Here is a 26,182-nt window from a genome sequence, read left to right on the forward strand (position 1 = left end):
CGCGACGACGACGGAGCCCCCGACGGAGATCCGCTCTCCGTCGGGGGCTCCGCTGCGTGGGGCCCCGCGCGCCGCTGCGGGAGGCGCCGTGCGCCGCGGTCTCAGGATCGGGTGCGCAGGCTCGTCATCCCGCCGTCGATCGGCAGCAGCACGCCGGTGGTGGAACGGTTGCGGGGGGAGGCGAGGTAGCAGTGCGCCTCCGCCACCTCCTCGGGCTCGACCAGGCGGCCGTGGGGCTGCCGCGCGTTCAGGGCGGCCCGTTCCGCCGCGGGGTCCTCGGCCTTCTCCAGCAGCCGGCCGATCCACGGGGTGTTCGCGGTGCCGGGCACGACGGCGTTCACGCGGATGCCCTCGGCGACCCAGTCCGCGGCCATGGCCAGCGTCATCGCCTGCACGGCTCCCTTGGAAGCGGAGTAGAGCACGCGCTCGGGCAGGCCCAGCATCGAGGCGATCGAGGCGGTGTTGACCACTGCGGCGGCCTGTGACCTGCGCAGGTGGGGGAGTGCAGCGGTGGTCACGCGGGCCACGGAGACCACGTTGACGTCGAGCACCCGCGCCCACTCGGCGTCGTCGTTGGCCTCGACCTGCCCCTGGGCCCCGATGCCGGCGTTGTTGATGACGATGTCGATCCCGCCCAGCTCGGCGGCGGCACGGTCCACCGCGGCCTGCACGGCGGCGGAGTCGGTGACATCGACCTGGATCTGCACCGCGCCCGCGGGAGCGCCCGACGGGTCGAGATCGAGGGCGGCGGTCGCCGCACCGCGGGTCCGGAGGGCTTCGATCGTGGCCGCGCCGATCCCGGCACCACCGCCGGTCACCAGAGCCGTGAGTCCGGCGAACTCGAGATCCGTCGCTGCAGTCATGGGGTGTTCTCCTCGTTGAGTCGTCTTCCATGCAGGATATGGGAAGCGACCCGGGTCGTGCTGCACCGCCCTGGGGCGCGGACGAGCGGCGGGACGAGGACGTCGCCGCGGCCCGCCTGCGCCGATCCATTCGCGGGACATCTGTGCTGGTGGCAGACGCGGACGTGACAGGTTGTCGAATCCGGATACGGGGTTCCCGGAACGCGGATCGCGCGGATCGGTTCCGCACTCTTTGCCGCTGATAGCGTCCCCAGGAGGTGGCCCGCCCGGCGTGCTCCGACCGCATCGGAGGCGTCGACATCCGATGTCTGGAGGGGGTGTCGGTCGGCCGTCGCCCGCAGCGAGGCCGGTCGAGCCGCACCGCCCCACGGATCACCGCTGCGACCGCCGACCGCCCCGCCAGTGAGGAACCTCCGTGCGAGCACTCGTCCTGACCGACTTCCATCAGCTCGACCTGGTCGAGACCGCGCGGCCGGAGCCCGGCCCGGGCGAGGTCCTGCTGCGCATCTGCGCCACCGGCATCTGCGGCTCCGACTTCCACGGCTTCACCGGGGACAACGGTCGCCGCGGGCCCGGTCAGATCATGGGCCACGAATCCTCCGGCACGATCGCCGCCGTCGGCGCAGGGGTCGACGCCGCGGCGCTGCCGGTGGGCGCACCGGCCACCTTCAACCCGGTCGTCGTCCCCGAGGAGCTCATCGATCAGTACCGCGACCGGGAGCAGCACGCCCCCGGCAAGCAGGTCATCGGCGTCGCCCAGGACGTCCAGTCCTCCTTCGCCGACTACCTCGTCGTGCCCGAGCGCAACGTGCTGCTGCTGGACCCCGCGATGCCGCTGCACCTGGGAGCCCTCATCGAACCGCTGGCCGTCGCCGTGCACGCCGTCGGCCTGGGCGGACCCCGGCCCGGGGAGACGGCCCTGGTGGTCGGCGGCGGCCCGATCGGCCAGAGGGTCGTGCTCGCGCTGGATCGCGCGGGGGTGGAGGACATCGCGGTCTCCGAACGCGATCCCCGCCGCCGCGAGCTGGTCGCCGCTCTCGGCGTCACCGCGCTGGACCCGTCGGCCGCACCCTTGGCCGAGCAGGTCGAGGGCGTGCTGGGCGGGCCGGCCGACCTCACGATCGACGCCGTCGGGCTCAGCGCCACCATGACCGACGCGCTCGCGGCGACCGCGCTGGGCGGCCGCGTGGTGCTCGTGGGCATGGGGTCGCCGCGACTCGAGCTGCCCGCCTTCGCGATCAGCACCGAGGAACGCTCGGTCATCGGCTCCTTCACCTACTCCGCCCGGGACTTCGCCGCCGCCACCGCCTGGATCGGCGAGCACGTCGATCAGGTGACCCGGCTGGTCAGCAGCGTCATCGGCCCCGAGCAGGCCCAGGAGTCCTTCACCGCGCTCGCGGCCGGACAGGGACCGGCCGGCAAGATCCTCGTCCGCTTCGACGAGCACGGCCCGTCCGACCTCCAGGAGCAGCCCGCATGAGTTCCCACCAGCGCACCATCGCCCACGTCCGCGCCTACACCGTCACCGGCGGCGGCGCCGACTACCACGACCAGGGCAGCGACCACTGGATCGACGACCACATCGCCACCCCCATGTCCGGCTATCCCGGCTATGCCGACTCCCGCCAGTCCTTCGGCATCAACGTGCTCGGCACGCTGATGGTCGAGATCGAGGCCGACGACGGCACCGTCGGGTTCGCCGTCTCCACCGGCGGCGAGCTCGGGGCCTGGATCGTCGAGAAGCACCTGGTGCGCTTCCTCGAGGGCGCACCCGTGACCGACCTCGAGCGGATCTGGGACCAGATGTACCGCTCGACCCTGTTCTACGGCCGACGCGGCATCGTGCTGAACACGATCAGCGCCATCGACCTCGCGCTGTACGACCTGCTGGGTCGCCTGCGCCAGGAGCCCGTGTACGCGCTGCTGGGCGGCCCGGTGCGCGAGGAGCTGAGCATGTACGCCACCGGCGCCCGGCCCGATATCGCGAAGGAGCTCGGGTTCCTCGGCGGCAAGATGCCGCTGCACCACGGCCCGGCCGACGGCGAGGAGGGGATGGAGCAGAACATCGCCCTGCTCGCCGACATGCGTGAACGCGTGGGCGAGGACTTCTGGCTGATGTACGACTGCTGGATGTCGCTCGACGTCGACTACGCGACCCGCCTGGCGCACCGCGCCCACGAGCACGGGCTGCGCTGGCTCGAGGAGGCGCTGATCCCCGACGACTACTGGGGCTACCGGCAGCTGCGGAAGAACGCCCCGTCGGGCATGCTGATCACCACCGGCGAGCACGAGGCCACCCGCTGGGGCTTCCGCCAGCTGCTCGAGATGGGCGCGGCCGACATCATCCAGCCCGACGTCGGCTGGTGCGGCGGCATCACCGAGCTGCTGAAGATCTCCGCCCTCGCCGACGCCCACGGCGCGATGGTGGTCCCGCACGGCTCCTCGGTGTACTCCTATCACTTCGTGATCACCCGGACGAACAGCCCCTTCAGCGAATTCCTGATGATGCACCCGAGCGCCGAGGAGATCGTCCCGATGTTCTCCCCGATGCTGCTCGGCGAACCCGTTCCCGCGGACGGGACGATCCGGGTGCCGGACACCCCGGGCTTCGGCGTCGAGTTCAACCCCGAGATCCCGCGCCACCGGCCCCACACGCACTGACGGCCGGCGGCCCGACCCCCTGATACATCGGATGTATCATCCCTCGGGCGCAGCGACGGGCGGAGCTCGTCCCTGGCATCGTGGGGCACGAGACCCGACCGGTGGCCGGCCCGACGCCCGAGCCACCACCCCTTCGAAGGAGAAACCCATGCAGCTGCGACGACTCGGCCCCCTCGGGCAGGAGAAGCCCGCCCTCGTCCGCGACGGCGTCACCTATCGCCTCGACGCCCTCACCGACGACATCACCGGGGCCTTCATGGTCGGCGGCGGTCTCGACGAGGCCACGGCCGCGGTCGAATCCGGCGAGCTGCCGGTGTGGGAAGGTGCCGACCAGGAGCGCATCGGCGCACCCATCGCCCGTCCGGAGGCCGTCATCTGCATCGGTCAGAACTACGCAGCCCACGCCGCCGAGTCCGGAGCCGAGCCGCCCAGCACCCCGATCGTGTTCTTCAAGCACCCCAACACGGTGGTGGGCCCGCACGACGACGTCCCGATCCCGCCCGGTGCCACCAAGGTCGACTGGGAGGTCGAGCTCGGCGTGGTGATCGGGAAGCGCGCCTCCTACCTCCCGGACGAGCAGGCGGCGCTCGACGTCATCGCCGGCTTCGTGACCAGTCATGACGTCTCGGAGCGGGACTACCAGCTCGCCGAGTCGGGCGGGCAGTGGTCCAAGGGCAAGTGCGCCGAGAACTTCAACCCCGTCGGCCCCGACCTGGTGCCGTCGAACGAGGTCCAGCAGCGGGACCTGCGCCTGTGGTCGAGCGTGAACGGCGAGGCCCGCCAGGACTCGACCACCGCAGACATGATCTTCTCCGTCGCCCAGCTGGTCCACCACCTGTCGCAGTACATGGTGCTCTCGCCCGGCGACCTCATCAACACCGGTACCCCGCAGGGCGTGGCCCTGTCCGGTCGCTTCCCGTACCTGAGCGATGGCGACGTCGTGGAGATGGGCATCGAGGGCCTGGGGGAGCAGCGCCAGAGGTTCGTCCAGCGCCGCTGAGGCCCCTGGCCGCTCGCGCGGACGCAGCAGCGCCCCGCCCGCCCCTGGATCTCCCCGGAGCAGGCGGGGCACTCGCGTGCCGTCGGGTCTGTGCCGTCCGCCGGGGCCCCGCACAGAGGACGGCGCCGACCCCGGGGCGGGGGTCGGCGCCGTCGGGCATGACGCGGGGATCAGCGAGCGGAGGAGAGCCCGGCGTCGATCTTGCGGATGGCCCTCGTCCGGCGCCAGGCCAGCACCAGCGTCGGGATCGAGAAGATCAGCAGCGCCAGCGCCAGGGCCGGGTTCCACGGCCAGGCCACGGCGGCCAGACCCGCGATGACGACGGTCAGCAGGAGCATCACCCGGCGGCTGCGCTCGTAGGCCTCGCGCATCTCACCCAGCTCCGCCTTCAACTGCTCCTGCTCTGCGGAGGTCGCGGCCTTCGGTCCCCGGGCGGCCTCGGCAGAGGCCGCGCGGTCCGCCCGCGAGGTGATGACCAGCCGCACGCCGTAGACCACGGCGGCGACCAGCACCAGGCCCATGCCGAGCCAGTTCTCCCGCGAGGCGAAGAGCCAGGACAGCACCAGGCACGACGCGATCGCGATCAGGTACACGGGGGTGCGCATGGTCCCGGATCCTCTCACGGGGGCAGGGGCGGTCGTCGTGCTCATCCGAGGAAGTTCACGAAGAACTGGACCAGAGCGATCGCCCCGGCGATGAACAGGAAGATCGAGCTGATCAGCACGATCACCCGCAGCACCGGGTGCATCTGGTACGGCTTCGGGAGCACCTTGTGCTCGGTCCACAGCTGCGCGAAGCCCCACACGCCCAGGGACAGCACGCCGCCGAGGATGCCGGCGAAGGAGATCACCGCGGTGTAGCTGACGCCGCTGAACAGCAGGAACGTCGCCCCGAGGAAGGTGTACGCGGCCACGGCGACGCGGATCCTGTGCCAGTGCTTGGGATCGCGCAGGAACGCGAACGAGGGGGCGAAGGCCTCGCGGACCGTGTACGGGTAGATCGTCGAGAACAGGGCCTGCAGCGAGCCGAAGAAGGCCGCCCAGATCGCGATCTGGTACAGGTACACCAGCACCGGGGAGATGACGGAGAAGAACGCCGCCTGGTCGCTGAGGATGTTGTCGTTGTTCGGCACGGATTCCGCCGCGCCGGTGCCCAGCACCACGTCGCCCAGGATCAGGAAGGTCAGCGCCAGGATCGTCACGGAGACGAAGGAGGCGACCACGTCCAGCTGCGCTGCACGCAGCCAGGCGCGGCCGTTCTCGAGGTTCTCGCCGTCCTCGGCCAGCGGGATGCGGGCCACGTCGGTGTCCAGACGGTCGAGCTTCGCCTCGAGCTCGGCCGGGTTCGGCACACCGAGCATGCCCCAGCGCTTGGCGCGCAGGGAGCCCACGTAGCCGATGTAGTCGTAGCTGCCGCCGCCGAGGGCGCCGAGGTAGGCGATGATCTCCAGCGGGATCGGCCGCGCGGCGACGTCGGGGAAGCCGTCCTTGACCCATTGGGGGTAGTCGGCGGGAGCTCCCGGGATCAGGCCCCGCAGGGCCTCGACCCACGGCGGGTTCGAGACGAAGACCGCGATGAAGGCGAAGATGATCATGAGGCCGACGACGACCGTCTGGAAGTTCTCCACGATCTTGAAACTGCGGATGAACACGGTCGCGAAACCGATGACACCCCAGATCATGCCCCAGATCATGGGGTTGATGTCGGTGTGGAACGTCCAGTTCGACCACTGCCCCAGACCCTGGAAGTAGGCGACCGCCCAGGAGGGGAAGCAGGCGACGGCCAGGATGCCCAGCAGCAGGGCCAGCCAGTTCCGGGGCCCGGGGATGATCTGGGCCCAGCGCTGGAAGGGGTGCTCGCCGGTGAGGGTGATGTAGCGGGCGCCGGAATAGACGATCGCGGCCTTCATGATCGCGCAGAACACGAAGGTCCAGAGGATGGCGACGCCGAAGACGGCGCCGCCGCGGGAGGCGGAGAACACCTCGCCGTTGCCGATGGTGACGGAGGCGAGGATCATGCCGGGCCCGGTGAAGGCCAGCAGGTTCCCGAAGCTCCATTTCTTCAGTCGGGGATCCGCCTCGGGGAAGCGGAGCTCCCCGAGCCCGAGATTCTCAGGCTGTCCTGTAGTCATGTCAGCTGGTCCTCCTTTGGGCCAGTCGTCGGATGTCTCCGGGGGAGAATGCTGCCGTCGCCCGGGGCGCGCCGCGGTCTTCGCGGGGGTTGCCGGTCTCGGGCGGGAGCTCCCGCGTGAGCCCCAGGATGGAACCTGGGTCACATTCGCCCTGAACCTAGGCCGTGGAACGACCCCTGTCAACCAGTTCCTACAGGATCGTGGATCGATGGTCGCCGAACGCCGAGCGTCCCATCGGGCGGATGGCGGGCCGCACCACGGAGCGGGACGGCTGTCGCGGCCGCGCTCCGCGGCGGCGTGAACGCCGCTGGCCGATGCGGTGGCAGCAGTGGGATGATGTGCGGAGACCCCGCCGTGACCTGGCTGTGACCGGGGGCGCGAGCGACCGACGGCCCCGTGGCCCCGAGACCGTCGGTCCGATCGGTCCCCAGCGGCCCGTGGTGGAGTCCGGGAGGACCCCCGATGGCGCCGCTCTCGCATCTTCGGGCAATATCCAATAGGATTATCGCAGTATCAGCAGAGCCGCATGCTCGCTCCGGGGATCCTCGGGGCAGTCGGCGGCACAGGCGCCTCCTCCACGGCGGCGCACCGCTCGGACGAAGGAGTTCTCCATGACCATCTCCACCGTGACCATCGTCGGCGCCGGGTACATGGGCGGCGGCATCGCCCAGGTCCTCGCCATCGCCGGGTTCGAGGTGACCGTCGCCGATGTGAGCATCGAGAACGCGAACGCCTCCCTCGAGCGCCTCCAGCAGGAGGCTCGCGACTTCGAGGAGCAGGGACTCTACTCGCCGGGCAGCGCCGAGCTCGTCGCGAAGAACATCTCCGCCGGCAAGAGCATCGAAGAGGCCGTCGCCGACGTCGACTTCATCGAGGAGGCCGTCTTCGAGCGCGTCGACATCAAGCGCGACGTGCTGGCGAAGATCTCCGAGCACGCCCGTCCCGACGCGATCATCGGCACCAACACCTCGACCATCCCGGTCAAGGAGCTGGTCAGCGCCGTGAAGAACCCCGAGCGCTTCCTCACCGTGCACTTCTCCAACCCCGCCCCCTTCATCCCGGGTGTCGAGCTCGTGGCCGGGGAGACCACCACCGACGAGGCCGTCGCGGCCGTCAAGGAGCTGCTGGAGAGGTCCGGCAACCAGGGTGCCCAGGTCGCCGACACCCCCGGCATGGTGCTGAACCGCCTCCAGTACGCCCTCCTGAAGGAGGCCACCGCGGTGGTCGAGGAGGGCGTGGCGACCGCCGAGGACGTCGACACCATCGTGCGCACGACCTTCGGGTTCCGCCTGGGCTTCTTCGGCCCGTTCGCCATCGTGGACCAGGCGGGCCTGGACGTCTACGCCAGCTCCTTCGTGACCTTCGAGGGCGCCTTCGGGGAGCGGCTGGCCACCCCGCAGATCCTCACCGACGCCGTGGCCGAGGACCGCAAGGGCGTCAAGAACGGCAAGGGCCTGTTGGGCGACTACGACGAAGCCACCGCGGCCGAGCTGGTCGCCTACCGCAACAAGGCCTACGCGAAGATGTCGCAGCTGCTGGCTGAGCTGGGCCCGGCCCCGAAGGCCACCCCCACCGCCGACTGACCCCGCGACCGGGCGGCCCGGCATCGGGCTCGCCCGCCCCGTCGGCCCCCGCTCGAGGACCCGGGGCCCCGCGCAGCCCGCGCCGGGCCCTGGCTCCGCCCGCCCGTCGGCCCCACGCCCCTGAGGGGCCACCCCACGCTCACTGGAGAAACACCCGTGGAAGACCTCGTCCTCGCGGAGCGGCCCGTCTGGCTGCTCCTGACGATCGCCGTCGTCGCGATCGCCCTCCTGCTCGTCCTCATCATCAAGGCCCGTCTGCACGCCTTCTTCTCCCTGCTCATCATCGCGGTCGCCACCGGCCTCGCCGCCGGCATCGGCGTCGGCGACGTCATCGACGTGGTGATCGACGGATTCGCCGGCACCGTCGGGACCGTTGCGCTCCTGGTCGGCTTCGGCGCCGTGCTCGGCAGACTGGTCGAGGTCACCGGCGGCGCCCAGGTGCTGGCCGACAAGATGCTCGACACCTTCGGCGAGAAGCGGGCGCCGCTGGCCCTCGCGGTCGCCTCGCTCTTCTACGGCTTCCCGATCTTCCTGGACGCCGGCTTCATCGTGATGCTGCCGGTCATCTACACGGTGGCTCGGCGGCTCGGCGGCTCGTTCATGCTCTACGTGCTGCCGTCGATCGCGTCGTTCATGACGATGCACGCCCTGCTTCCCCCGCATCCCGGCCCGACGGCCGCGGCGACCGTGATGGGCGCCGACATCGGTCTGGTCGTGCTGGTCGGTCTGCTCGTCGGCCTGCCCACCTGGTACGTCGGTGGCTACCTGGTCGCCCGCGTCATCTCCCGGCGCTTCCCGGACACCCCGGTGCCCGCCCTGCTCGGCGACCCCCGCGACGTCCCCGCGGCAGAGCGACCCGCCTTCGGCTCCATCGTCCTGGTGCTGCTGCTCCCGCTGGTGCTGATCTTCTTCAACACCGCCTTCTCCACGCTGGAGGCGCAGGGCACCGTGAGCGCCGACAACATCGCCTTCCAGCTCTCCCGCCTGATCGGCGCGACCCCGGTGGCGCTGGCGCTGTCCGCCCTGCTGGCGATGCTGCTGCTGTACGTGATCCCGCGCCGGCGTCGCGGTGAGAAGGTCGGCGGGCTGCTCGAGGAGCTCGTCGACGACGCCCTCGCTCCTGTCTGCTCGATCATCCTGATCACCGGCGCCGGCGGCGCCTTCGGCGCCATCCTCACCGAGACCGGCATCGGCAACGAGGTGGCCGGCGGCCTCGACGCTTTGGGCCTGCCGCTCATCGTCGCCGCCTACCTCGTGACCATGGCGATGCGCATCGCGCAGGGTTCGGCCACCGTGGCCGCCACCACCGGCGCCTCGATCATGGCCCCGGCGATCGTGGCCGGAGACTTCGGGGCCGTCGCCGTCGCCGCCGTGGTGATCGCGATCGGCGCCGCCTCCATCGGCTGGTCGCACGTGAACGACTCCGGCTTCTGGCTGATCGGCAAGTTCTGCGGCTTCGACACCGTGACCACCTTCAAGACCTGGTCCGTCGTCGGCACCAGCATCTCGCTGGTCGGCTTCGCGCTGTCCGCGGTGGTGTTCGTCCTCGCGGCCTGACGGGGCGCGAGGGCGGGCGGCGCGGCCGCGCACGAGGTCGGCAGGGCAGTATGGGACGTCACGGTTCCGCCGAGCTCCTACACGGGCCGACCGGTCCATGGAGTCCCGTGATCCGCCTCCGCCCGTCGCTCGGCGTGCCGTGCCCTGCCCTGACGTCCCGCCCCGACCCTGGAAGAAGGTTCCTGTGCCTGTGCCCGTCACTGTGTCCGAGAACGCTGATCGCCGCCTGCTGGTCCTCGATGACGACCCCACCGGTTCGCAGTGCGTCGCCGGCGTCGACGTCGCCTTCGACCTCGACCCGGCGATTCCCCGCGGTGTCCTCGCCGAGCCGGGTTCGACCTGCTTCGTGCTCACCAACACCCGGGCCCGGGACGAGGACGAGGCCGTCGCGCTGAACCGTCGGATCCTCGCCGGCGTGCTCGCCGAGCCCGGTGCCCCGGAGGGGCTGCACGTCGTCTCCCGCTCCGACTCGACGCTGCGCGGTCACGTGATCGCAGAACCCGCTGCGATCGCCGACGAGCTCGCGGCGCACGGCCGGGAGGTCGACGCGATCCTGCTGGTCCCCGCCATGCTCGAGGCCGGGCGCTTCACCGAGGGCGACGTGCACTACGCCGTGGTCGGCGGCGAGGCCCGCCGCGTCGAGGACACCGACTTCGCTCGCGACGCGACGTTCGGCTATTCCCACTCCGACCTGCGCGAGTTCGTGCAGGAGCGCTCCGGGGCAGCCGTGCCCGCTGCCGATGTGTTGAGCATCGGGCTCGAGGACATCCGCGCCGGGGGAGCGGAGCGGGGCGTGGAGCGGGTGGAGCAGATCCTCGCCGGCGCCCGGGACCGGCGCTGGGTGGTCGTCAACGCCACCGAGTACTCCGACATGGAGGTCGTCGCGGAGGCCGTCGCCCGCCGGGAGGCGGCCGGGCGCACGCTCGTCACCCGCTGCGGCCCCTCGTTCGTCCGCCCGCTGGCCGGGCAGAGCGGCGCCCGCGTCGTCGAGGCCGGCACCATCCCGGTCCCTGCGGGGCACCTGGACCACGGTCTCGTCGTCGTCGGCTCCCACGTCGGACTGACCACCACCCAGCTGCGCGCCGTCCAGGCCCGCGGCACCCTCGTCGAGGTCGAGCTCGACGTACCATCCCTGCTCGACGGTCGGCGCGAGCAGCACCTCGTCGACGTCGCCGAGCGCGTTCGGGAGGCGCTGGGCGGGGACGACTGCGTGCTCTACACCAGCCGTGACCTGGTGCGCACCGAGGATGCCACGGAGTCCCTCGCCATCGCCCGCAGCGTGTCCGATGCCGTGGTCGAGGTGGTCCGACGGGTCCGCACGGTGCGGCCCGCCTGGGTCGTCGCCAAGGGCGGGATCACCTCGCACGAGGTCGCCGCCCATGGGCTCGGGATCCGCCGCGCCCGGGTCCAGGGGCAGTTCTGGCCCGGCCAGGTCTCCCTGTTCTCCGCGCAGGAGGCGCCCGAGGAGGTCATGGGCACGCCGTACGTCGTCTTCCCGGGCAACGTGGGCGGAGAGCAGGCCCTCGCGGATGTCGTGGACCGCCTCGCCGCCGCCGCCGCCTCGCGCTGACGGCGGGGTCGCTCCGCGCCGGGACCCTGTCCAGCACTGCCCCGCCGGCCGCCCGTCCTCACCCGTCGGCGGACGGACGCGGCCCGGCTGCGACGGGTCAGCCTCCCCGGGGCGGTTCCGGCGCGGTCCGACCGGCGGAGTCGGGATGGGCCGGGATCCGGAACCCCAGGGCCGCGAAGGCCGCCGTGCAGTCCTCGTAGCTCTCGCGATCGAGGGAGTCCATGTCCGCGATGGACACCACGGCCTGTTCGGCGAGGGTGCGGAAGCGGGGGAGGGATCGACCAGGGAAGTCCTCTCTGGTGAAGCCCAGTTCCCCCATGGCCTCGCGATAGGCGCGGACGACGGAGGAGTGGACGCTCGCCGAGAGACGGTGTCCGCGATCGTTTCCGAGACGCTCCTGGGCGGCCACGACGCGACGCAAGTATTCCGCGTGCGGCAGCTCCTCCCAGAGCCGGTGCACGAGATCTGGGCTGATGGCGCGCAGCTGGTCGAGGAAGTCCTGGACCTCCGCCGTGCGTGATCCTGCATACGGTGTCGGCATCGACATCCTCCCGAGGCGAGGAAGTGCGCGACCGGCCCTGCCGTGAGCGAGCGCGCAGTGTTCGTGACGGTCAGCTCGACTATCCCACACCGTCCGGCTCGCCGGGGGCGTCGCGGTGCCCCCGGGGTCCGGCCGCGGCGGCGAGGCCGCCGGCGGCGTGAGGCCGGGCGGCGCAGTTGTCGAATCAGGGCGAGGCGACGGGCCCCGCGGGCGAGGCGCTCGGCGACCCGCAGCTCCTTCTTCCCGCCGTCCCCGCTCCCGGTGCCCGTGTCCCGGTGCCCCGCACGTCTCCACACGCCGCGATATCCCCGACGCCCACTTCACCCCGGGCCCCACACCACATGGCAGTTGCTCCAGGGGTATGAGCGCCTCTCTTCCATGGATGGACGCAGCGTGCACAGAACTCGCCAGTCACCGAGTATCGGGCGCGGGGCGCGGGGTCACGTGGCCGTCTTCACTCCTTGACGCCTCCCTCAGCGACGCCCCGGAAGAAGACGCGCTGCAGGGCCAGGAACAGCACGACCAGGGGGAGCACGGCGATGATGGTCCCGGCGGCCACCACCTGGGGGTTGTCCGCGAAGGTGCCCTGGAGGTAGTTCAACCCGACGGTGAGGGTGTACTTGTCCGGGTCCGAGAGGATCAGCAGCGGCCACAGGAAGTCGTTCCAGCTGCCCATGAACGCCAGCAGGGCGACGACGGCGACGGTGCCCTTGACGGCGGGCAGCCCGAGACGCAGGAAGCGCTGCCAGACCGTGGCGCCATCCATCAGGGCGGCCTCGTCGATCTCCCGGGGGATCGCCAGGAAGGCGTTCCACATCAGCAGGACGCTGATCGCGCTCATCATCGTGGGCAGGAAGACGGCGACGAGGGTGTTCCCCAGGCCCAGGGCGTTCACGACCTGGGTCAGGGCGATCATCGAGCTCTCCTGGGGGATGAGCAGCGTGGCTCCGAAGATCGCGAGCGCGATGATCCGACCGCGGAAACGCAGTCGGGCCAGGGCGTACCCGGCCATCGCGCATCCGACGACGCTGAGCGAGACGTTGAAGAACGCGACGAACAGCGAGTTGCCGATGTAGGACCAGACCGGGATCACGTCGGTGACCGCCATGTAGTTGGCGAGGGTGGGGTCCGAGGGCAGGAACTCGGGCGGGGAGGCGTAGGGGTTCTCGCCGACGCCCTTCAAGGAGGTCGAGAGCTGCCAGATGAACGGTCCGATCGAGATGACCACGACACCGAGCAGCAGCAGATAGCGCATGACCAGCTCGGGCGTCCGTGCCGTCTCGCCGTCGGACAAGAGGTGCTGGCGGGGACGACGGCGCCTCGGGGGCAGGGTGGCGCTCGCAGGGGCGTCGGTGACGGTACCGGTGGCCATCTCAGCTCTCCTTCCGGGAGGACAGGCGCAGGTTCGCGATCATCAGCAGGACGGTCAGCAGGAACAGGACGATGGAGATGGCCGAGGAATAGCCCAGGCGACCGGAGAGCCCGGTGCCCGACTCCCGGATCAGCATCACCAGGGAGCTGGAGCGGCCTCCCGGCCCGCCGGTGCCCCCCGAGAGCACGAAGATCTCGGAGAACACGCGGAATGCGGCCAGGGAGGAGATCACGCCGATCAGGAGCATCGTCGTCCGCATGGCGGGGAGCGTGACGGTGAAGAAGCGCCGCACGGGCGAGGCGCCGTCCATCATGGCGGCCTCGTGCAGCGAGGTCGGCACATTGGCGAGCACGGCGAGGTAGACGACCATGTAGTACCCCAGGCCCTGCCAGACGGTCACGATCATCGAGGAGGCCAGCAGCAGGAACTCGTCGGTCAGGAACGGGATCGGGCTGCTGATCACGCCCAGGGAGGACATGACGGAGTTGACCAGCCCGCGGGAGTCCAGGATCCAGGTCCAGATCAGACCGGTCACCACGACGGAGGCGATCACGGGGGTGTAGACGGCCGTCCGGATCGCGCCGATCCCCGGTACCGCCTTGCGCACCAGCATGGCCAGCAGCAGCGGCAGGACCACCAGCGGCGGGACGGCCCCGACCACGTAGAGCAGGCAGTTGCGCAGAGCGACCCAGAACATGGGATCGGCCAGCAGGTCACGGTAGTTCTGCAACCCGGTGAACGAGCCGCCCACGAGCGGCTGGGCATCGGTGAAGGAGAGCACGATCGTGTTCAGGAAGGGGAAGAGCACGAAGACGATCGCGGCCAGCAGCGCCGGCGCCATGAGCAGCCAGGGCGAGAGCGGGGAGTGGGTGCGCAGCCCGCGACGGCGCTGAGGTCGCGATGCGGCGCGATCGATCGCCGGGGCGTCCGCTGTCGCGGGGGCGACGGTCGTGGACGATGAGGTCATGAGCTGGCTCCGATCAGTCGGTTCGCCTGGCTGACGGACGCCTCGAGCGCGTCCCGGGCGCTGGTCCGGCCGACGACGGCATCCGAGAGCTGGCGCTGCAGTTCGATCCGCATCTCCTCGGTCCAGACCACGGGCTGGTGGTTGCGGGCGTCCTCGACCTGAGCGGCCGAGATGACGCGCACGTGGGTGCCGTCGGCGCCGTCCTCCTCGGTGAAGTAGGGGTCCTCGAGCGCGCCGACGGTCGAGGGGAAGACGTTCACCAGACGGGAGAACTCGGTCTGCTTCTCGGCCCCCGTGACGAATTCCGCGAAGGCAATGGCGACCTCGGGGTGCTCGGTGCGGGAGCTGACCGCGATGCCCTGCGAGGTCATGTTGGCGTGTCCGGTGTTCGTGATCGCCGAGGAGATGCCCAGGTTCTCGTACAGCTGCGGGGCGTTCTCCTTGAAGTTCTCCAGGTCGTAGGCCGAGCCGGGGGAGAAGGCGACCTGGCCGCTCTGGAACCGCTCGCCGGCGGTGGTCGCCGTGAGCACGGTCGCATCGGGCAGCAGCCCCTGGCGCTCGTAGGCCTCGCGGAAGCGCTCGACGAAACCGACGGCGAGATCGTCGTCGAAGATGAAGCGTTCCTCCGCGTCGTCCATCAGCGGCACCCCGTACAGCCCGAAGTCGGCGATGACGGGCAGCTGGCCGATCATGTAGTACTCGCCCTGCGCCGCATCGCCCATCACCAGTGCCTGGTCCAGCAGGTCGTCCCAGGTCTCCGGTGGAGCATCGGGGTCGAGACCGGCATCGGCGAACAGGGAGCGGTTGTAGTACGTCGGACCGGTGTTGAGATACCAGGGGTAGGCGAAGGAGCCGTCGGCGGCCTCGTAGGTGTAGTCCTGCCAGGCGCCGTCGAGATAGGCCTCCGCGGCCTGCGGCCGGGCCTCGGAGAGGTCCAGGAGCAGTCCGGCCCGCGCCAGGGGCAGTGCCAGATCGGGGGCGACGTTGATGACGTCGGGCAGGTCCAGGTTGGCGGCGTCGACCTGGAGGCTGTCGGCGTAGCCGTCGGCGGGTTGATCGACCCAGTCGATCGCGGTTGCCGGGTGAGCTGTGACGAACTCGTCGATCAGCCCCTGGAAGTAGTCGAGATACCCGCTGCGCAGGTTCCAGGTCTGGAAGCGGATGCTCCCTTCCAGCTCGCCGTCGGCAGCGATGGGGCCGGAGGGCACCGTCGGTCCTCCGGTGGGTCGCAGTCCGCAGCCGGACAGGAGCAGCAGGCCGCCCAGCGCGCCGCCTGCCACGAGTCCTCGACGAGTGAGCATGTGCTCCTCCTTTCTCCCGCCATCGGGAAGGGTCGTCAGCACCGACGGTCGGCCTCGGCGATTCGGGAGCCCCGGGGTGCTCCGCACGGACGGAACACCGTGCGGCAGCGCTGACGTCGGAAATCACTGTAGCGCTTAAGTTCGCCACCACTGTAGCGCTTAAGCAAGGAGTTGGTGCGCCGTGGTCGCCCGGTCGTGAAGTGTTGGATCTCACGGTCACGGCGCGAGAGGGCGGAGGCCGGCGAAAGGGTCGGATCGCGACGAGGCCGTGGGCTCCGTGGCGCCCGCTGCTCGCGGGGCGGGAGGCGATGCTAGGGTGCCTTAATCGCTTTAGTCGACACGTTGTGAAGGTGATCCCCCCGTGCCGCAGCCCATGCTCGGAGCCAACTACACACCCCGACGAGGGTGGTTCCACTCCTGGGGCTCGTTCGATCCGTCCCCGGTGCGGGAGGATCTCGCCCAGATCGCGCAGCTGGGACTGGACCATGTGCGGATCTTCCCGCTGTGGCCGGTGCTGCAGCCGTCCCGGACCCTGATCTCCCCCACCGCGGTGGACGACGTCCTCCGGGTCGTGGACCTGGCGGGGGAGCAGGGCCTGGACATCTCGGTGGACCTGCTGCAGGGCCACCTGTCCAGCTTCGACTTCCTGCCCGCATGGATCTCGACCTGGCACCGCCGCAACCTGTTCACGGACCCGGACGTCATCGCGGCCCAGCAGGAGCTGGCCCGTGTGCTGGGCACCGAACTCGACCGTCGCCCGCACGTCACGGGCATGACGCTCGGCAACGAGGTGGGACAGTTCGCGGCGTCCTATCACCCCGATCCGCACCCCGTCACGAGCCGGCAGGCCACCGAGTGGACCCGCGCGCTGCTGGAGACGGCCGACCACCACCTTCCCGGCCGTCGCAACCACCACAGCTTCGACGACACGCTGTGGTTCAAGGACGACCATCCCTTCACCCCGGCCGACGCGGTCACTCTCGGGGCCTCCACCACGGTCCATTCCTGGGTGTTCACCGGCGCCGGCCAGACCTTCGGCGAAGGGCATCCCGCGCTCGCGCTCTACGGGCGCTACCTCATCGAGGTCGCCGATCTGTGGCGGCGGCACCTCGGGGCCCCGGCGGACCGGCGGATCTGGCTGCAGGAGATCGGTGCGCCCACGCCCTGGGTCGAGGCCGAGGACGCACCGCAGTTCGCGGACACGAGCATCCGCGCGGCCGTGGCCCATCCCGCCGTCGAAGCGGTCACCTGGTGGTGCTCCCACGACGTCAGCCGCGGCCTCGGCGACTTCCCCGAGGTCGAGTACAGCCTGGGCCTGTTCGACGAGCATGGTCGCACCAAGCCGATCGGCGAGGCGATCGGCGCCCTCGCCGCGGAGCTGCGGGCGGGAGGCGCCGACGCCGACGGCCCGGCCGGTCGAGCCGACCGCACCACCGAGGCCGATCCGTCCCGCCCTGAGCTGCCCGTCCCCGACCTCGCCCGGGACGGCTCCGATCGCTCCGTCCTCGGGCCCCGCGGAGAGGTCTTCGCACAGTGGGTCGCCGAATCGCTCGAGGGCAGGTCCTGCCGCCTCGTGGTCTCCGACGACGACTCACCCGCCGTCGAGGTCACCGACCACAACGCCAGCCCGTCGGCCCCGATCAACCTGCGTCGCGTCGCGCGGCGCTGACCCGTCCGCCACCGAGGAGAATCCATGCACGACAACCGTCCCACCAGCGAGGACCGGGTCCGTCGCTTCCTCCGGGAACTGCTGCCCGCCCGCCGGCACCTGGACACCGCGCCGCTCACCATCGACGCCTGGGAGGCGCCGGACGAGCCGGTGCCCTTCGAGGTCGCGCGCGAGCAGGACTACACCCCGATCTCCGTGGGCGACCGCTGGGGCCGCCCCTGGTCGACGCTGTGGCTGCACGTGACCGGGACCGTCCCCGAGACCTGGACCTGCGACGAGCAGAAGGACATCGAGCTGCAGCTCGACCTGTCGTTCACGAACATGCCTGGCTTCCAGGCCGAAGCGCTCATCTGGACCCCGGAGGGCGAGACGGTCAAGGCGATCAACCCCTACAACCAGTACCTCACGCTCGAGCCCGGCCAGCAGGTGGACTACTACCTCGAGTGCGCCGCGAACCCCAATGTGCCGGGCGACTGGACCTTCGAGCCGACGCCCCTCGGCGACAAGGCGACGGCCGGAGAGGACCCGATCTACGACCTCACCCGGCTGCGCCTGGCCTGGCGCAGCCGCAGCATCTGGGAGCTCGAGCAGGATGTCGTGGCGCTGGACGGACTGATGCACACGCTGCCCGAGCAGTCGCCGCGGCGCTTCGACATCCTCGCGGCGCTGACCGCCGCGCTCGACGCAGCGGACCCTGACGACCTGCACGCCAGCGCGCCCGACGCCCGGGACGCGCTGCGGCCCGCGCTCCGGGCACCGGCCAATGCGTCCGCCCTGACCGTGATCGCGACCGGGCACGCCCACATCGACTCCGCGTGGCTGTGGCCGCTGCGGGAGACCCGCCGCAAGTGCGCCCGCACCTTCTCCAACGTGTGCTGGCTGCTGGAGCACTACGAGCAGCTGACGTTCTCCTGCTCCTCCGCCCAGCAGTACGCCTGGATCCGCGACGAGTACCCCGGTCTCTGGAAGCGCATCAGCCGTCACGTCGCCGAGGGGCGCTTCATCCCTGTCGGCGGCATGTGGGTCGAGTCGGACACCAACATGCCGGGCTCCGAGGCGCTGGCCCGCCAGTTCCTGCACGGCAAGAAGTTCTTCCTCGACGAGTTCGGGATCGAGACGAAGGAGACCTGGCTGCCGGACTCGTTCGGCTACTCGGCCTCCCTGCCGCAGATCTGCGCGCTCGCCGGCAACGACTACTTCCTGACCCAGAAGGTCTCCTGGAACCAGTACTCGACCTTCCCCCACCACACCTTCCGCTGGGAGGGGATCGACGGCACCACGCAGTTCACCCACTTCCCGCCCATCGATGCCTACAACGGTCAGCTGACGGCCGCGGAGCTCGCCTACTTCGAGACGAACTTCAAGGACAAGGGGGCCAGCCACATCGGCCTGACCCCGACGGGCTGGGGCGACGGCGGCGGCGGGCCGACCCGGGAGATGATCGCCTCCCAGGAGCGCTTCGCCGATCTCGACGGTGCCCCCAGGGTGGAGTGGTCCACCCCGACGGACTTCTTCACCCGCGCCCAGGAGGAGCATCCCGAGGCGCCGATCTGGAACGGCGAGCTGTACCTCGAGCTGCACCGGGGCACCTACTCCTCGCAGATCCACGGCAAGCAGGGCAACCGCCGCACCGAGGCGCTGATGCACGACGTGGAGCTATGGAGCGCGACGGCAGCGCATCTCGTCGCCGGCTTCGAATATCCCCACGAAGAGATCGACGCGCTCTGGGACAAGCTGCTGCTGCTGCAGTTCCACGACATCCTGCCCGGCTCCTCGATCGCCTGGGTGCACCGCGAGGCGGAGCACTCCTACGCGCACATCACCGAGCGGGGCGAGGCCCTGGTGGCTGCGGCGCTGCAGGTCCTCGGCGACGACGGCGGCACCGAGCAGCTCGTCAACTCCCGCTCGCGCGCGGTACAGGGCGTCGTCCCGCTCGGCGCGGACGTCCCCGAGCGGCCCGAAGGTGCTCCGGCGCTGTCCCGCGAGGGCGGGAGCCTGGTCGTGGAGACCCCGGAGCTGCATGTCGAGATCGACGAGCGTGGTCTGCTCACCTCGCTGCGCGCAGGACGCGAAGGCCGAGAGGCCATCGCTCCCGGCGCCGGGGGAGCCCTCCTCCAGCTGCACCGCGACGCCCCCAACGCCTGGGACTCCTGGGACATCGACGAGTTCTATCGCCATGTGCACCGGGACCTCGAGGCCGAGTCCGTCCCCGAGGTCACGACCGACGACGACGGCACCGTGCGCGTGGCGGTCGCCTACCGGACCCGCCCGGACGGCTTCCCGGAGCGTCCGTACGAGGGAGCACCCTCGGTGGGCGCGGGGTCGAGGATCGTGCTCACGTACTCCGTCGTCCCCGGAGCGACCGAGCTGGGAATCGACCTCGACGTCCACTGGCATGAGCGCAAGAAGGTCCTCAAGCTCGCCTTCCCCCTGGACGTGCGGGCTGCGGTGATGAGCAGCGAGATCCAGTTCGGGCACATCGACCGACCGATCCCGGTCAACACGAACGAGGACTTCGGTCGGTTCGAGACCTGCGCGCATCGATGGGTCCGGGTCGCCGAGCCGGACTTCGGCATCGCCCTGGCCAACGACTCCTCGTACGGGCACGACGTGCGCCGCGTGCTTCGCGGGAGGAACGGCGCGGGCACGACCACCGTGCTGCGGGCGACGGTGCTGCGGGCAGCGGAGTTCCCGGATCCCCTCGCCGAGGAGGGCGAGTACACCGTGCGCTACGCGATCCGCCCACGGGCGGCCGTCGCCGACGCGATCGACATGGGTGAGGCGCTGAACCAGGCGGAGCGAACGCTCCACCGCTCGGCACCGCTGGAGCCGGTGGCGACCCTCGAGGAGAGCAGCGCGCGCATCCAGACCATCAAGCGCGCCGAGGACCGCTCCGACGATCTGCTGGTGCGGCTGTACGAGTCCGAGGGCCGACGGGCGCTCACCGCGCTCTCCGTCCCCGGGGCGCGCTCGCTCACCGTCGTGGACCTGCTGGAGCGCCCGCTCGATGAGCGCTCGCCCCTCGCGGAGCGGGCGGCGCAGGCACAGGGGGAGCGGATCCCGCTGACACTGAACCCCTTCGAGATCACGACGGTGCGCGCGACGTTCTGATCTCCCTGGTTCTCCGGCGCGGCGGCTGGCCCGCAGCGTAGGCCCAGGCGTCAGCGCGGCCCCGGGTTGCGGGGGTACCCGGGCGGCAGCGGAGACCCGATCGGCGGCGCAGGCCCGGGCGCCGCGCCTGCCGATCGGGCCACGTGCGCCGTTGCCGTGCGCCGTTGTGCGCTCCGCTTCCACACATGGAAGCACAGCGCACAACGGCGGCCGGCCCCGGCCCCACGAGCCTGGCCCCCACGAGCCTGGCCCCCACTAGCCCGCCCCACGAGCCTGGCCCGCGCGAGATGCCGGCGGCAGGATGCTGCTCGGAACTCAGGCGCCGCGACGATTCCGTGAGCGGCCGGCTGAGTGGCCGGCCGCGCGGGCGATGAAGCGGCGCGTTCCGCGGGTGCAGAGCGCTGCGGTGTTGTCGAAATGTGACGGCCCGAGGTGCCGTCGGACACCGTCCGGTGGAATACTCATCAACGCTCCGCTTTGGACGACCGAAAGCATTCGTGATGACGACCAGTGACGCCCTCCCGGTCGAGGCTGCTGCCTCGGCGGAGGAGCGACCCTCGCGCGCGCCCGTCTGGCGCTCCTTCCTGCGCCCGGCGCCCCTAGCCGCCGCCGTCGTCATCGCCCTCAGCCTGCTCTCCGCGATCTTCGCCTCGCAGCTGAGCGCCCTGTCCGGGAACGACCCGTTCACCTTCCACGCGGACGCCCTCGGGCCCGACACCGCCCCCATCGGGGTGCTGGGCGGCATCAGCGCCGACCATTGGTTCGGGGTCGAGCCCGGGACCGGGCGCGACCTGTTCTCCCTGGTCGTCCACGGCGCCCGGGTGTCACTGCTGGTGGGCATCGCGTCGACGGTGATGGCGACGGTCATCGGGGTGGTGCTCGGCGTCATCGCGGGAGCCGTCGGCGGGATCGTCGAGAAGCTGGTGGACTTCGCCACCGACGTCACCCTGGGCTTCCCCTTCCTCATCTTCGCCATCGCGCTCAGCGCCCTGTTTCCGCTGGAGGCGCCTCGGGCCTTGCTGCTCACCCTGGTCATCGGCATATTCGGCTGGCCCGGGATAGCCCGCGTGGTCGCCGCGGAGACCCGCGTGATCGTGCGCCAGCCCTATGTCGTCGCCTCCCGCGTGATGGGCGCCCGCTTCGGGCACCTCTTTCGTCATCAGGTGCTCCCCAACGTCGCCTCGACCGTGATCGTGTACTCGTGCATCTCGCTGCCGGGCAGGATCAGCGCGGAGGCCACCTTGTCCTTCCTGGGCGTCGGCGTGCTGCCGCCCACTCCGTCGTGGGGCCGGTCAATCGGTGACGCCATCAGCTGGCTGCTCGTGGATCCCGCCTTTCTGCTGTTCCCCGCCGCGGCACTGTTCCTGGTGACCTTCTCCTTCAACATCCTCGGCGACACCCTGCGTGACGCCCTCGACCCCCGAGGGGTGCGCTGATGCTCCTCTCCCTGCAGCGCGTCGCCCGCAGCCTGGGCGTGCTCCTCGTCGTCGTCGCCCTCACCTTCGCGATCTTCTACGTCGCCCCGATCGATCCCGCGCTGCGCATGTGCGGAAAACCCTGCTCCCCGGAGGACCTCGAGGCCGCCCGCGGCTTCATGGGGTTCGACCAGCCCTGGTGGATCCAGCTGGGGACGTTCCTGATGGCGATCGTCACCGGGCGCACCTTCGGCTCGGCCGACGTCGTCGTCGAGTGCGCGGCTCCCTGCCTCGGGTACTCCTTCCAGCTGCACCAGCCGGTGACCAGCCTGCTCGCTGACCGTTTCCCGATCTCCCTCTCGATCGCGCTCGGAGCCGTCGCCCTGCAGGCAGCGTTCGGCATCGCCGCCGGCGTGCTGGCCGCACGCCGACAGGGCGGCCCGCTGGATCGGATCGTGACCGGGGTGTCCGTCGTCGCCGCTTCGGCCCCCGCCTTCGTCGTGGGGCTGCTCGCCGTGGTGGTGTTCGCGTTGCGTCTGGGCCTCCTCCCGAGCGGTGGGTACGAGCCCTTCACCGACGGCCCGCTCCAGTGGGCACGCCACCTGGTGCTGCCCTGGGCGACCCTCGCCTTCCTCAACGGCGCCATCTACGCACGGCTCGTGCGGTCCTCGATGATCGAGCAGCTCGGCCTGGACTACGTGCGCACCGCGCGTGCCACCGGACTATCCGAGCGGCGCATCGACGGGTACGCGCTGCGCAACCTCGCCCTGCCGCTGACCACGCTCATCGCCCTCGACCTCGGTGCACTCCTCGGAGGCACCGTCATCACCGAGCGGATCTTCGGCCAACCCGGCCTGGGGGCGCTGCTGCTCGATGCGACCTCCACCGCCGACCTCCCGGTCATCGTCGGCACCACCCTCGTGGGCTCACTGCTCATCGTGCTCGCGAACCTCGGTGCCGATCTCGCCCGCCCTCTGCTGGACCGACGCCTCGCCCGCGGCGGCCGCTCCTCGCGCCGCCCCACAGCCACCACCCCGTCTGCTCAGAACCCTCAGGAGAATCCTTCATGACCACGGCATCCTTCACGCGACGCGGCATCCTCGTCGCCACCCCGCTCGTGCTCGGCGCCGGAACCCTCGCCGCCTGCTCGAACAGCGGGTCCGCCAGCTCCCCCGACGACGGCGGCAAGAACGGGGGCACCCTGACCATCTTCACCACCGGTGAGGAGATGAGCTTCGACCCCGCGACCAGCCAGAACCTCGCGATCACCACGCTGGGGCTGACAGCGCGTCGGCTCACCTCCTGGAAGACCCCGGCCGACGCCCCCACCGAGCTGATCCCAGATCTCGCGACCGACGTCGGCACCCCGTCGAAGGGCGGCCAGACCTGGACCTTCACCCTGCAGGAGGGCCTGCAGTTCGAAGACGGCACCCCGATCACCGCCGGCACCGTCAAGTACGGCCTCGAGCGGTCGTTCGCCTCCGAGCTCACCGGCGGACTCACTTATCACAAGGTGCTGCTCGAGGGCGGCGCCGACTACGCCGGTCCGTTCTCCGACGAGCACCTCGACTCGATCGAGACGCCCGACGACCTCACCCTCGTCTTCCACCTCAACCGCCCCTACGGCGACTTCGGCTGGATCGCCTCGACCCCGGCGTTCGCACCGGTCCCCGAGGACTCAGGCGAGCCCGAGACCTATGCGACCGAACCCGTCGCCAGTGGCCCCTACCGGCTCGAGTCCTACTCCCCGGGCAGCCACGCCACACTGGTGCGCAACGAGACGTGGGACGTCGAGACCGATCAGGCCCGCCTCGGCGGCCCCGACTCGATCGAGTTCTCCCTCGCCCAGGACGCGAGCGTCGTCGCGCAAGCGATCATCGCCGACCGTTCGGACTCCCAGGACGCGTTCCTGGCGAGCTTCGTGCCCACGGCCCAGCTGGTCCAGGCCCAGAACGATCCGAACGTCGGCGACCGTCTGGTCACCTCCGGCCCTGGCGCGCTCGAGTACCTGGCGCTGAACACGGAGTCCGATGCGCTGAAGGACGTCAAGGTCCGCCAGGCCATCCAGTACGCCGTGGACAAGGAGGCCTACCGCACCGCCAAGGGCGGCGAGATCTCCGGCGACTACGCGACCACGCTGATCACCCCGGGCATCGCCGGCCGTGAGGAGTACTCGCTGTACGCGGACGATCCCACCGGTGACGTGGACCAGGCCACCGCGCTGCTCGAGGAGACCGGCGCCGGAGACCTGACCCTGCGCCTGGTCATCACCGACGACCAGACCGGCACCGCCGAGTCCGTCCAGCAGGGCCTCAAGCGCGCCGGGATCACCGTGACGATCCAGCCGCTGGACGAGAACGCCTACTCCTCCGAGGTCACCGCCGGCGATGGCAGCGCCTACGACCTGGTGCTCAGCTCGTGGCAGCCGGATGTCCCCTCGCCGAACGCGAACCTCACCCCGCTGTTCGACTCCAGCCAGATCGGGCACGGCAACTACAACCTCGCTCGCTACGACAACCCGGACGTGGATGCGGCGATCCTCGAGGCCTCCTCGACGCTCGACCCCGAGGAGGCGCACGCGAAGTGGGCCGCCGTGGATCAGCAGATCCTCGAGGACTCACCGGTGGTGCCGCTGATCTACTCGAAGAACTCGTTCATCCACGGCTCCGGCGTGGAGAAGTTCGTGATCGGCGAGTTCCCGGCCTACCCGAACTACCTCACGGTGGAGCTCGGCTGATGAGCACCGCCGACGAGCTCCTGGTCCTCCATGACCTGCAGGTGAGTATCGCCGGCCGGTCCATCGTGACCGGCTTGGACCTCACCGTGCGCGCGGGGAGGATCACCGCGCTGGTGGGCGAGTCGGGATCCGGCAAGAGCATGACGGCGCTGGCCACGATCGGGCTCCAACCGCGCGGCGCCGAGGCGCGGGGCGGCGCCCGGCTGGACGGTGATGAGCTCGTCGGCCGTTCCGCCCCGGAGATGCGGCAGATCCGGTCCGGGCGGATCGGGATGATCTTCCAGGAGCCGGGGCAGTCCCTGTCCCCGGTGATGAAGGTGTCCACCGGCTTCCGGCATGGCCTCGCCGTGCGCGAGGGCATCCGCTCCCGGGCGCATGCCGCGCAGCGCACCCGCGAGCTGCTGGCCTCCGTCGGCCTGCCGGACCCGGACCGCACCGCCGCCTCCTACCCGCACGAGCTCTCCGGCGGCGAACTGCAGCGCGTGGTCATCGCCCTTGCGCTGAGCGGCGATCCGTCGCTGCTGATCGCCGACGAGCCCACCACCGCGCTCGACGTCACCGTGCAGCGCGGGATCCTCGAGCTGCTGGTGAGGATCGTGCGGGAGCGGCAGATCGGGATCCTGCTCATCACCCATGACATGGGCGTGGTGGGCGAGATCGCCGACGAGGTCGTGGTGCTCAAGGACGGCGACGTGGTGGAGACGGGACCGGTGCGCCAGGTGCTCTCCGCGCCCGATGCCCCGTACACGCAGGCCCTGCTGTCCGCCGTTCCGCGGCTCGCCGAGAGCCTCGAGCGGGCCGACGGGGGAGCGGTGCCGGAGCAGCGGGAGGGCGAGCATCCCGTCGTCCGCGTCGAGGGACTGACCGTGGAGTACCACCGTCGCGGCGGCTCGCACCGGGCGCTCGAGGATGTCGGCACGGAGATCCGGCGCGGGGAGATCCACGGCCTGGTCGGCGAGTCCGGCTCCGGTAAGTCCACGTGGGGGAAGGCTCTCGCGGGCCTGGTCCCGGCGCAGGCGCGCACCCTCGAGATCGAGGGCGTCGACCCGCGCACGCTCGGCGCCGCGCAGCGTCGGGCGGCGTACGCGCGGGTGGGGCTCGTGTTCCAGGACCCCGCCTCCTCGCTGAACCCGCGCCGCACCGTGGGCTGGAGCATCGGGGAGCCGCTGCAGCTGGCCGGCGGCATCTCGCGCACCGACATCGCGAGGCGCGTGAAGCGGGCGCTGGAGATCGTGCATCTGCCTGCCTCGTACGTCAGCCGGCTGCCGCATGAGCTCTCGGGCGGTCAGCGCCAGCGGGTCTCGATCGCCCGCGCCCTGATCCTCGAGCCGGCCCTGCTCATCGCCGACGAGCCCACCAGCGCCCTGGACGTCACCATCCAGGCGCACGTGATCGACGTGCTGCGCGACGCGATCGAGGAGACCCGCTTCGCCTGCGTGTTCATCAGCCACGACCTGGCCGTGGTCGGGACCCTCGCCGATCGCGTGACGGTGCTGCAGGCCGGGAAGGCGGTCGAGCAGGGCGCCGCGCGCGATGTCCTCGGGAACCCGCAGCACGAGTACACGCGCACCCTGCTCGCGAGCGTGCCCGACCCCGCCCGGCGGCTGCGCGCCGGCGACCGGCCGGCCGCGTAGACCCGGACGGCAGGGCAGACCCGGACGGCGCGCCAGCCGAGCGGGCCACGTGCGCCGTTGCCGTGCGCCG

At 70.8% G+C, this 26,182-nt stretch carries 19 protein-coding genes; 12 read left to right on the forward strand and 7 right to left on the reverse strand.

The window, feature by feature from the left end:
* Nucleotides 1-101: 101 nt before the first annotated feature.
* Nucleotides 102-863: an SDR family NAD(P)-dependent oxidoreductase gene (locus JOF44_RS13075; RefSeq protein WP_209892109.1), complete on the reverse strand. Its 762-nt coding sequence runs from the start codon at nt 861-863 to the stop codon at nt 102-104.
* Nucleotides 864-1,278: 415 nt separating this feature from the next.
* Between JOF44_RS13075 and JOF44_RS13080 the strand changes: the two genes are divergently transcribed.
* The 3 genes from JOF44_RS13080 (at nt 1,279) to JOF44_RS13090 (ending at nt 4,524) form a co-directional block, all read left to right on the forward strand.
* Entirely contained in the window at nt 1,279-2,343 is a 1,065-nt protein-coding gene (locus tag JOF44_RS13080) for a zinc-dependent alcohol dehydrogenase (RefSeq protein WP_209892113.1), read from the forward strand.
* A complete protein-coding gene (gene rhmD / locus JOF44_RS13085) occupies nt 2,340-3,524 on the forward strand; it encodes an L-rhamnonate dehydratase (RefSeq protein ID WP_209892116.1) in 1,185 nt (394 codons plus the stop codon). Before JOF44_RS13080 ends, rhmD begins: the two co-directional genes overlap by 4 nt.
* A 148-nt stretch (nt 3,525-3,672) precedes the next feature.
* Nucleotides 3,673-4,524, forward strand: a complete 852-nt coding sequence (locus JOF44_RS13090; protein ID WP_209892120.1) for a fumarylacetoacetate hydrolase family protein — start codon at nt 3,673-3,675, stop codon at nt 4,522-4,524.
* Between the two features lie 170 nt (nt 4,525-4,694).
* Here the strand turns inward: JOF44_RS13090 and JOF44_RS13095 are convergent, their stop codons facing one another.
* Complete coding sequence (locus JOF44_RS13095; protein ID WP_209892123.1) at nt 4,695-5,129, reverse strand: hypothetical protein; 435 nt, start codon at nt 5,127-5,129, stop codon at nt 4,695-4,697.
* Between the two features lie 41 nt (nt 5,130-5,170).
* The gene (locus JOF44_RS13100) at nt 5,171-6,655 is read right to left on the reverse strand and encodes an Nramp family divalent metal transporter (protein ID WP_209892126.1); all 1,485 of its coding nucleotides are present in this window, start codon (nt 6,653-6,655) and stop codon (nt 5,171-5,173) included.
* A gap of 611 nt (nt 6,656-7,266) precedes the next feature.
* Between JOF44_RS13100 and JOF44_RS13105 the strand changes: the two genes are divergently transcribed.
* From JOF44_RS13105 to JOF44_RS13115, 3 genes are all read left to right on the forward strand, one after another.
* Nucleotides 7,267-8,238 carry a 3-hydroxyacyl-CoA dehydrogenase family protein gene (locus tag JOF44_RS13105; protein ID WP_209892130.1) on the forward strand — a complete coding sequence of 324 codons (972 nt, stop codon included), beginning with the start codon at nt 7,267-7,269 and terminating at the stop codon, nt 8,236-8,238.
* A gap of 156 nt (nt 8,239-8,394) precedes the next feature.
* The gene (locus JOF44_RS13110; protein WP_209892133.1) at nt 8,395-9,795 is read left to right on the forward strand and encodes a GntP family permease; all 1,401 of its coding nucleotides are present in this window, start codon (nt 8,395-8,397) and stop codon (nt 9,793-9,795) included.
* 190 nt (nt 9,796-9,985) lie between these two features.
* Nucleotides 9,986-11,365: a four-carbon acid sugar kinase family protein gene (locus JOF44_RS13115; RefSeq protein ID WP_342591780.1), complete on the forward strand. Its 1,380-nt coding sequence runs from the start codon at nt 9,986-9,988 to the stop codon at nt 11,363-11,365.
* Between the two features lie 97 nt (nt 11,366-11,462).
* Here JOF44_RS13115 and JOF44_RS13120 read toward each other — a convergent pair whose 3' ends face one another.
* The 4 genes from JOF44_RS13120 to JOF44_RS13135 all read right to left on the reverse strand — a co-directional run bounded on the left by JOF44_RS13120 (nt 11,463) and on the right by JOF44_RS13135 (nt 15,546).
* Complete coding sequence (locus JOF44_RS13120; RefSeq protein ID WP_209892139.1) at nt 11,463-11,906, reverse strand: hypothetical protein; 444 nt, start codon at nt 11,904-11,906, stop codon at nt 11,463-11,465.
* Nucleotides 11,907-12,360: 454 nt separating this feature from the next.
* The gene (locus tag JOF44_RS13125; protein ID WP_209892142.1) at nt 12,361-13,278 is read right to left on the reverse strand and encodes a carbohydrate ABC transporter permease; all 918 of its coding nucleotides are present in this window, start codon (nt 13,276-13,278) and stop codon (nt 12,361-12,363) included.
* A 1-nt stretch (nt 13,279) separates the two neighbouring features.
* On the reverse strand, nt 13,280-14,245 hold the full coding sequence (locus JOF44_RS13130; protein ID WP_209892145.1) for a carbohydrate ABC transporter permease: 966 nt from the start codon (nt 14,243-14,245) through the stop codon (nt 13,280-13,282).
* Complete coding sequence (locus JOF44_RS13135) at nt 14,242-15,546, reverse strand: extracellular solute-binding protein (protein WP_209892148.1); 1,305 nt, start codon at nt 15,544-15,546, stop codon at nt 14,242-14,244. The genes JOF44_RS13130 and JOF44_RS13135 overlap by 4 nt, the downstream gene beginning before the upstream one ends.
* 361 nt (nt 15,547-15,907) lie before the next feature.
* Here JOF44_RS13135 and JOF44_RS13140 point away from each other — a divergent pair, with 361 nt between their 5' ends.
* The 6 genes from JOF44_RS13140 to JOF44_RS13165 all read left to right on the forward strand — a co-directional run bounded on the left by JOF44_RS13140 (nt 15,908) and on the right by JOF44_RS13165 (nt 26,112).
* A complete protein-coding gene (locus JOF44_RS13140) occupies nt 15,908-17,215 on the forward strand; it encodes a glycoside hydrolase 5 family protein (RefSeq protein ID WP_209892150.1) in 1,308 nt (435 codons plus the stop codon).
* Between the two features lie 24 nt (nt 17,216-17,239).
* Nucleotides 17,240-20,326: an alpha-mannosidase gene (locus JOF44_RS13145; protein ID WP_209892153.1), complete on the forward strand. Its 3,087-nt coding sequence runs from the start codon at nt 17,240-17,242 to the stop codon at nt 20,324-20,326.
* A 500-nt stretch (nt 20,327-20,826) separates the two neighbouring features.
* Nucleotides 20,827-21,762, forward strand: coding sequence for an ABC transporter permease (locus JOF44_RS13150; RefSeq protein ID WP_209892156.1), 936 nt, complete (start codon nt 20,827-20,829; stop codon nt 21,760-21,762).
* Nucleotides 21,762-22,811 (forward strand): ABC transporter permease, encoded by a 1,050-nt coding sequence (locus JOF44_RS13155; protein ID WP_209892158.1) that lies wholly within the window; start codon nt 21,762-21,764, stop codon nt 22,809-22,811. Before JOF44_RS13150 ends, JOF44_RS13155 begins: the two co-directional genes overlap by 1 nt.
* The gene (locus JOF44_RS13160; protein WP_209892163.1) at nt 22,808-24,478 is read left to right on the forward strand and encodes an ABC transporter substrate-binding protein; all 1,671 of its coding nucleotides are present in this window, start codon (nt 22,808-22,810) and stop codon (nt 24,476-24,478) included. Before JOF44_RS13155 ends, JOF44_RS13160 begins: the two co-directional genes overlap by 4 nt.
* Complete coding sequence (locus tag JOF44_RS13165) at nt 24,478-26,112, forward strand: ATP-binding cassette domain-containing protein (protein WP_209892167.1); 1,635 nt, start codon at nt 24,478-24,480, stop codon at nt 26,110-26,112. The genes JOF44_RS13160 and JOF44_RS13165 overlap by 1 nt, the downstream gene beginning before the upstream one ends.
* Nucleotides 26,113-26,182: the final 70 nt, after the last annotated feature.

Origin of the sequence: Brachybacterium fresconis, assembly GCF_017876515.1 — a bacterium.
GTDB classification, from domain to species: Bacteria; Actinomycetota; Actinomycetes; order Actinomycetales; family Dermabacteraceae; genus Brachybacterium; species Brachybacterium fresconis.

What these genes read in the sequence shown, in the direction of transcription:
- JOF44_RS13155 (WP_209892158.1), top strand. Translation starts at nt 21,762, where the DNA reads ATGCTCCTCTCCCTGCAGCGCGTCGCCCGCAGCCTGGGCGTGCTCCTC.
- JOF44_RS13090 (WP_209892120.1), top strand. Translation starts at nt 3,673, where the DNA reads ATGCAGCTGCGACGACTCGGCCCCCTCGGGCAGGAGAAGCCCGCCCTC.
- rhmD (WP_209892116.1), top strand. Translation starts at nt 2,340, where the DNA reads ATGAGTTCCCACCAGCGCACCATCGCCCACGTCCGCGCCTACACCGTC.
- JOF44_RS13105 (WP_209892130.1), top strand. Translation starts at nt 7,267, where the DNA reads ATGACCATCTCCACCGTGACCATCGTCGGCGCCGGGTACATGGGCGGC.
- JOF44_RS13130 (WP_209892145.1), bottom strand. Translation starts at nt 14,245, where the DNA reads ATGACCTCATCGTCCACGACCGTCGCCCCCGCGACAGCGGACGCCCCG.
- JOF44_RS13150 (WP_209892156.1), top strand. Translation starts at nt 20,827, where the DNA reads ATGACGACCAGTGACGCCCTCCCGGTCGAGGCTGCTGCCTCGGCGGAG.
- JOF44_RS13100 (WP_209892126.1), bottom strand. Translation starts at nt 6,655, where the DNA reads ATGACTACAGGACAGCCTGAGAATCTCGGGCTCGGGGAGCTCCGCTTC.
- JOF44_RS13160 (WP_209892163.1), top strand. Translation starts at nt 22,808, where the DNA reads ATGACCACGGCATCCTTCACGCGACGCGGCATCCTCGTCGCCACCCCG.
- JOF44_RS13135 (WP_209892148.1), bottom strand. Translation starts at nt 15,546, where the DNA reads ATGCTCACTCGTCGAGGACTCGTGGCAGGCGGCGCGCTGGGCGGCCTG.
- JOF44_RS13125 (WP_209892142.1), bottom strand. Translation starts at nt 13,278, where the DNA reads ATGGCCACCGGTACCGTCACCGACGCCCCTGCGAGCGCCACCCTGCCC.
- JOF44_RS13165 (WP_209892167.1), top strand. Translation starts at nt 24,478, where the DNA reads ATGAGCACCGCCGACGAGCTCCTGGTCCTCCATGACCTGCAGGTGAGT.
- JOF44_RS13075 (WP_209892109.1), bottom strand. Translation starts at nt 863, where the DNA reads ATGACTGCAGCGACGGATCTCGAGTTCGCCGGACTCACGGCTCTGGTG.
- JOF44_RS13120 (WP_209892139.1), bottom strand. Translation starts at nt 11,906, where the DNA reads ATGCCGACACCGTATGCAGGATCACGCACGGCGGAGGTCCAGGACTTC.
- JOF44_RS13145 (WP_209892153.1), top strand. Translation starts at nt 17,240, where the DNA reads ATGCACGACAACCGTCCCACCAGCGAGGACCGGGTCCGTCGCTTCCTC.
- JOF44_RS13095 (WP_209892123.1), bottom strand. Translation starts at nt 5,129, where the DNA reads ATGCGCACCCCCGTGTACCTGATCGCGATCGCGTCGTGCCTGGTGCTG.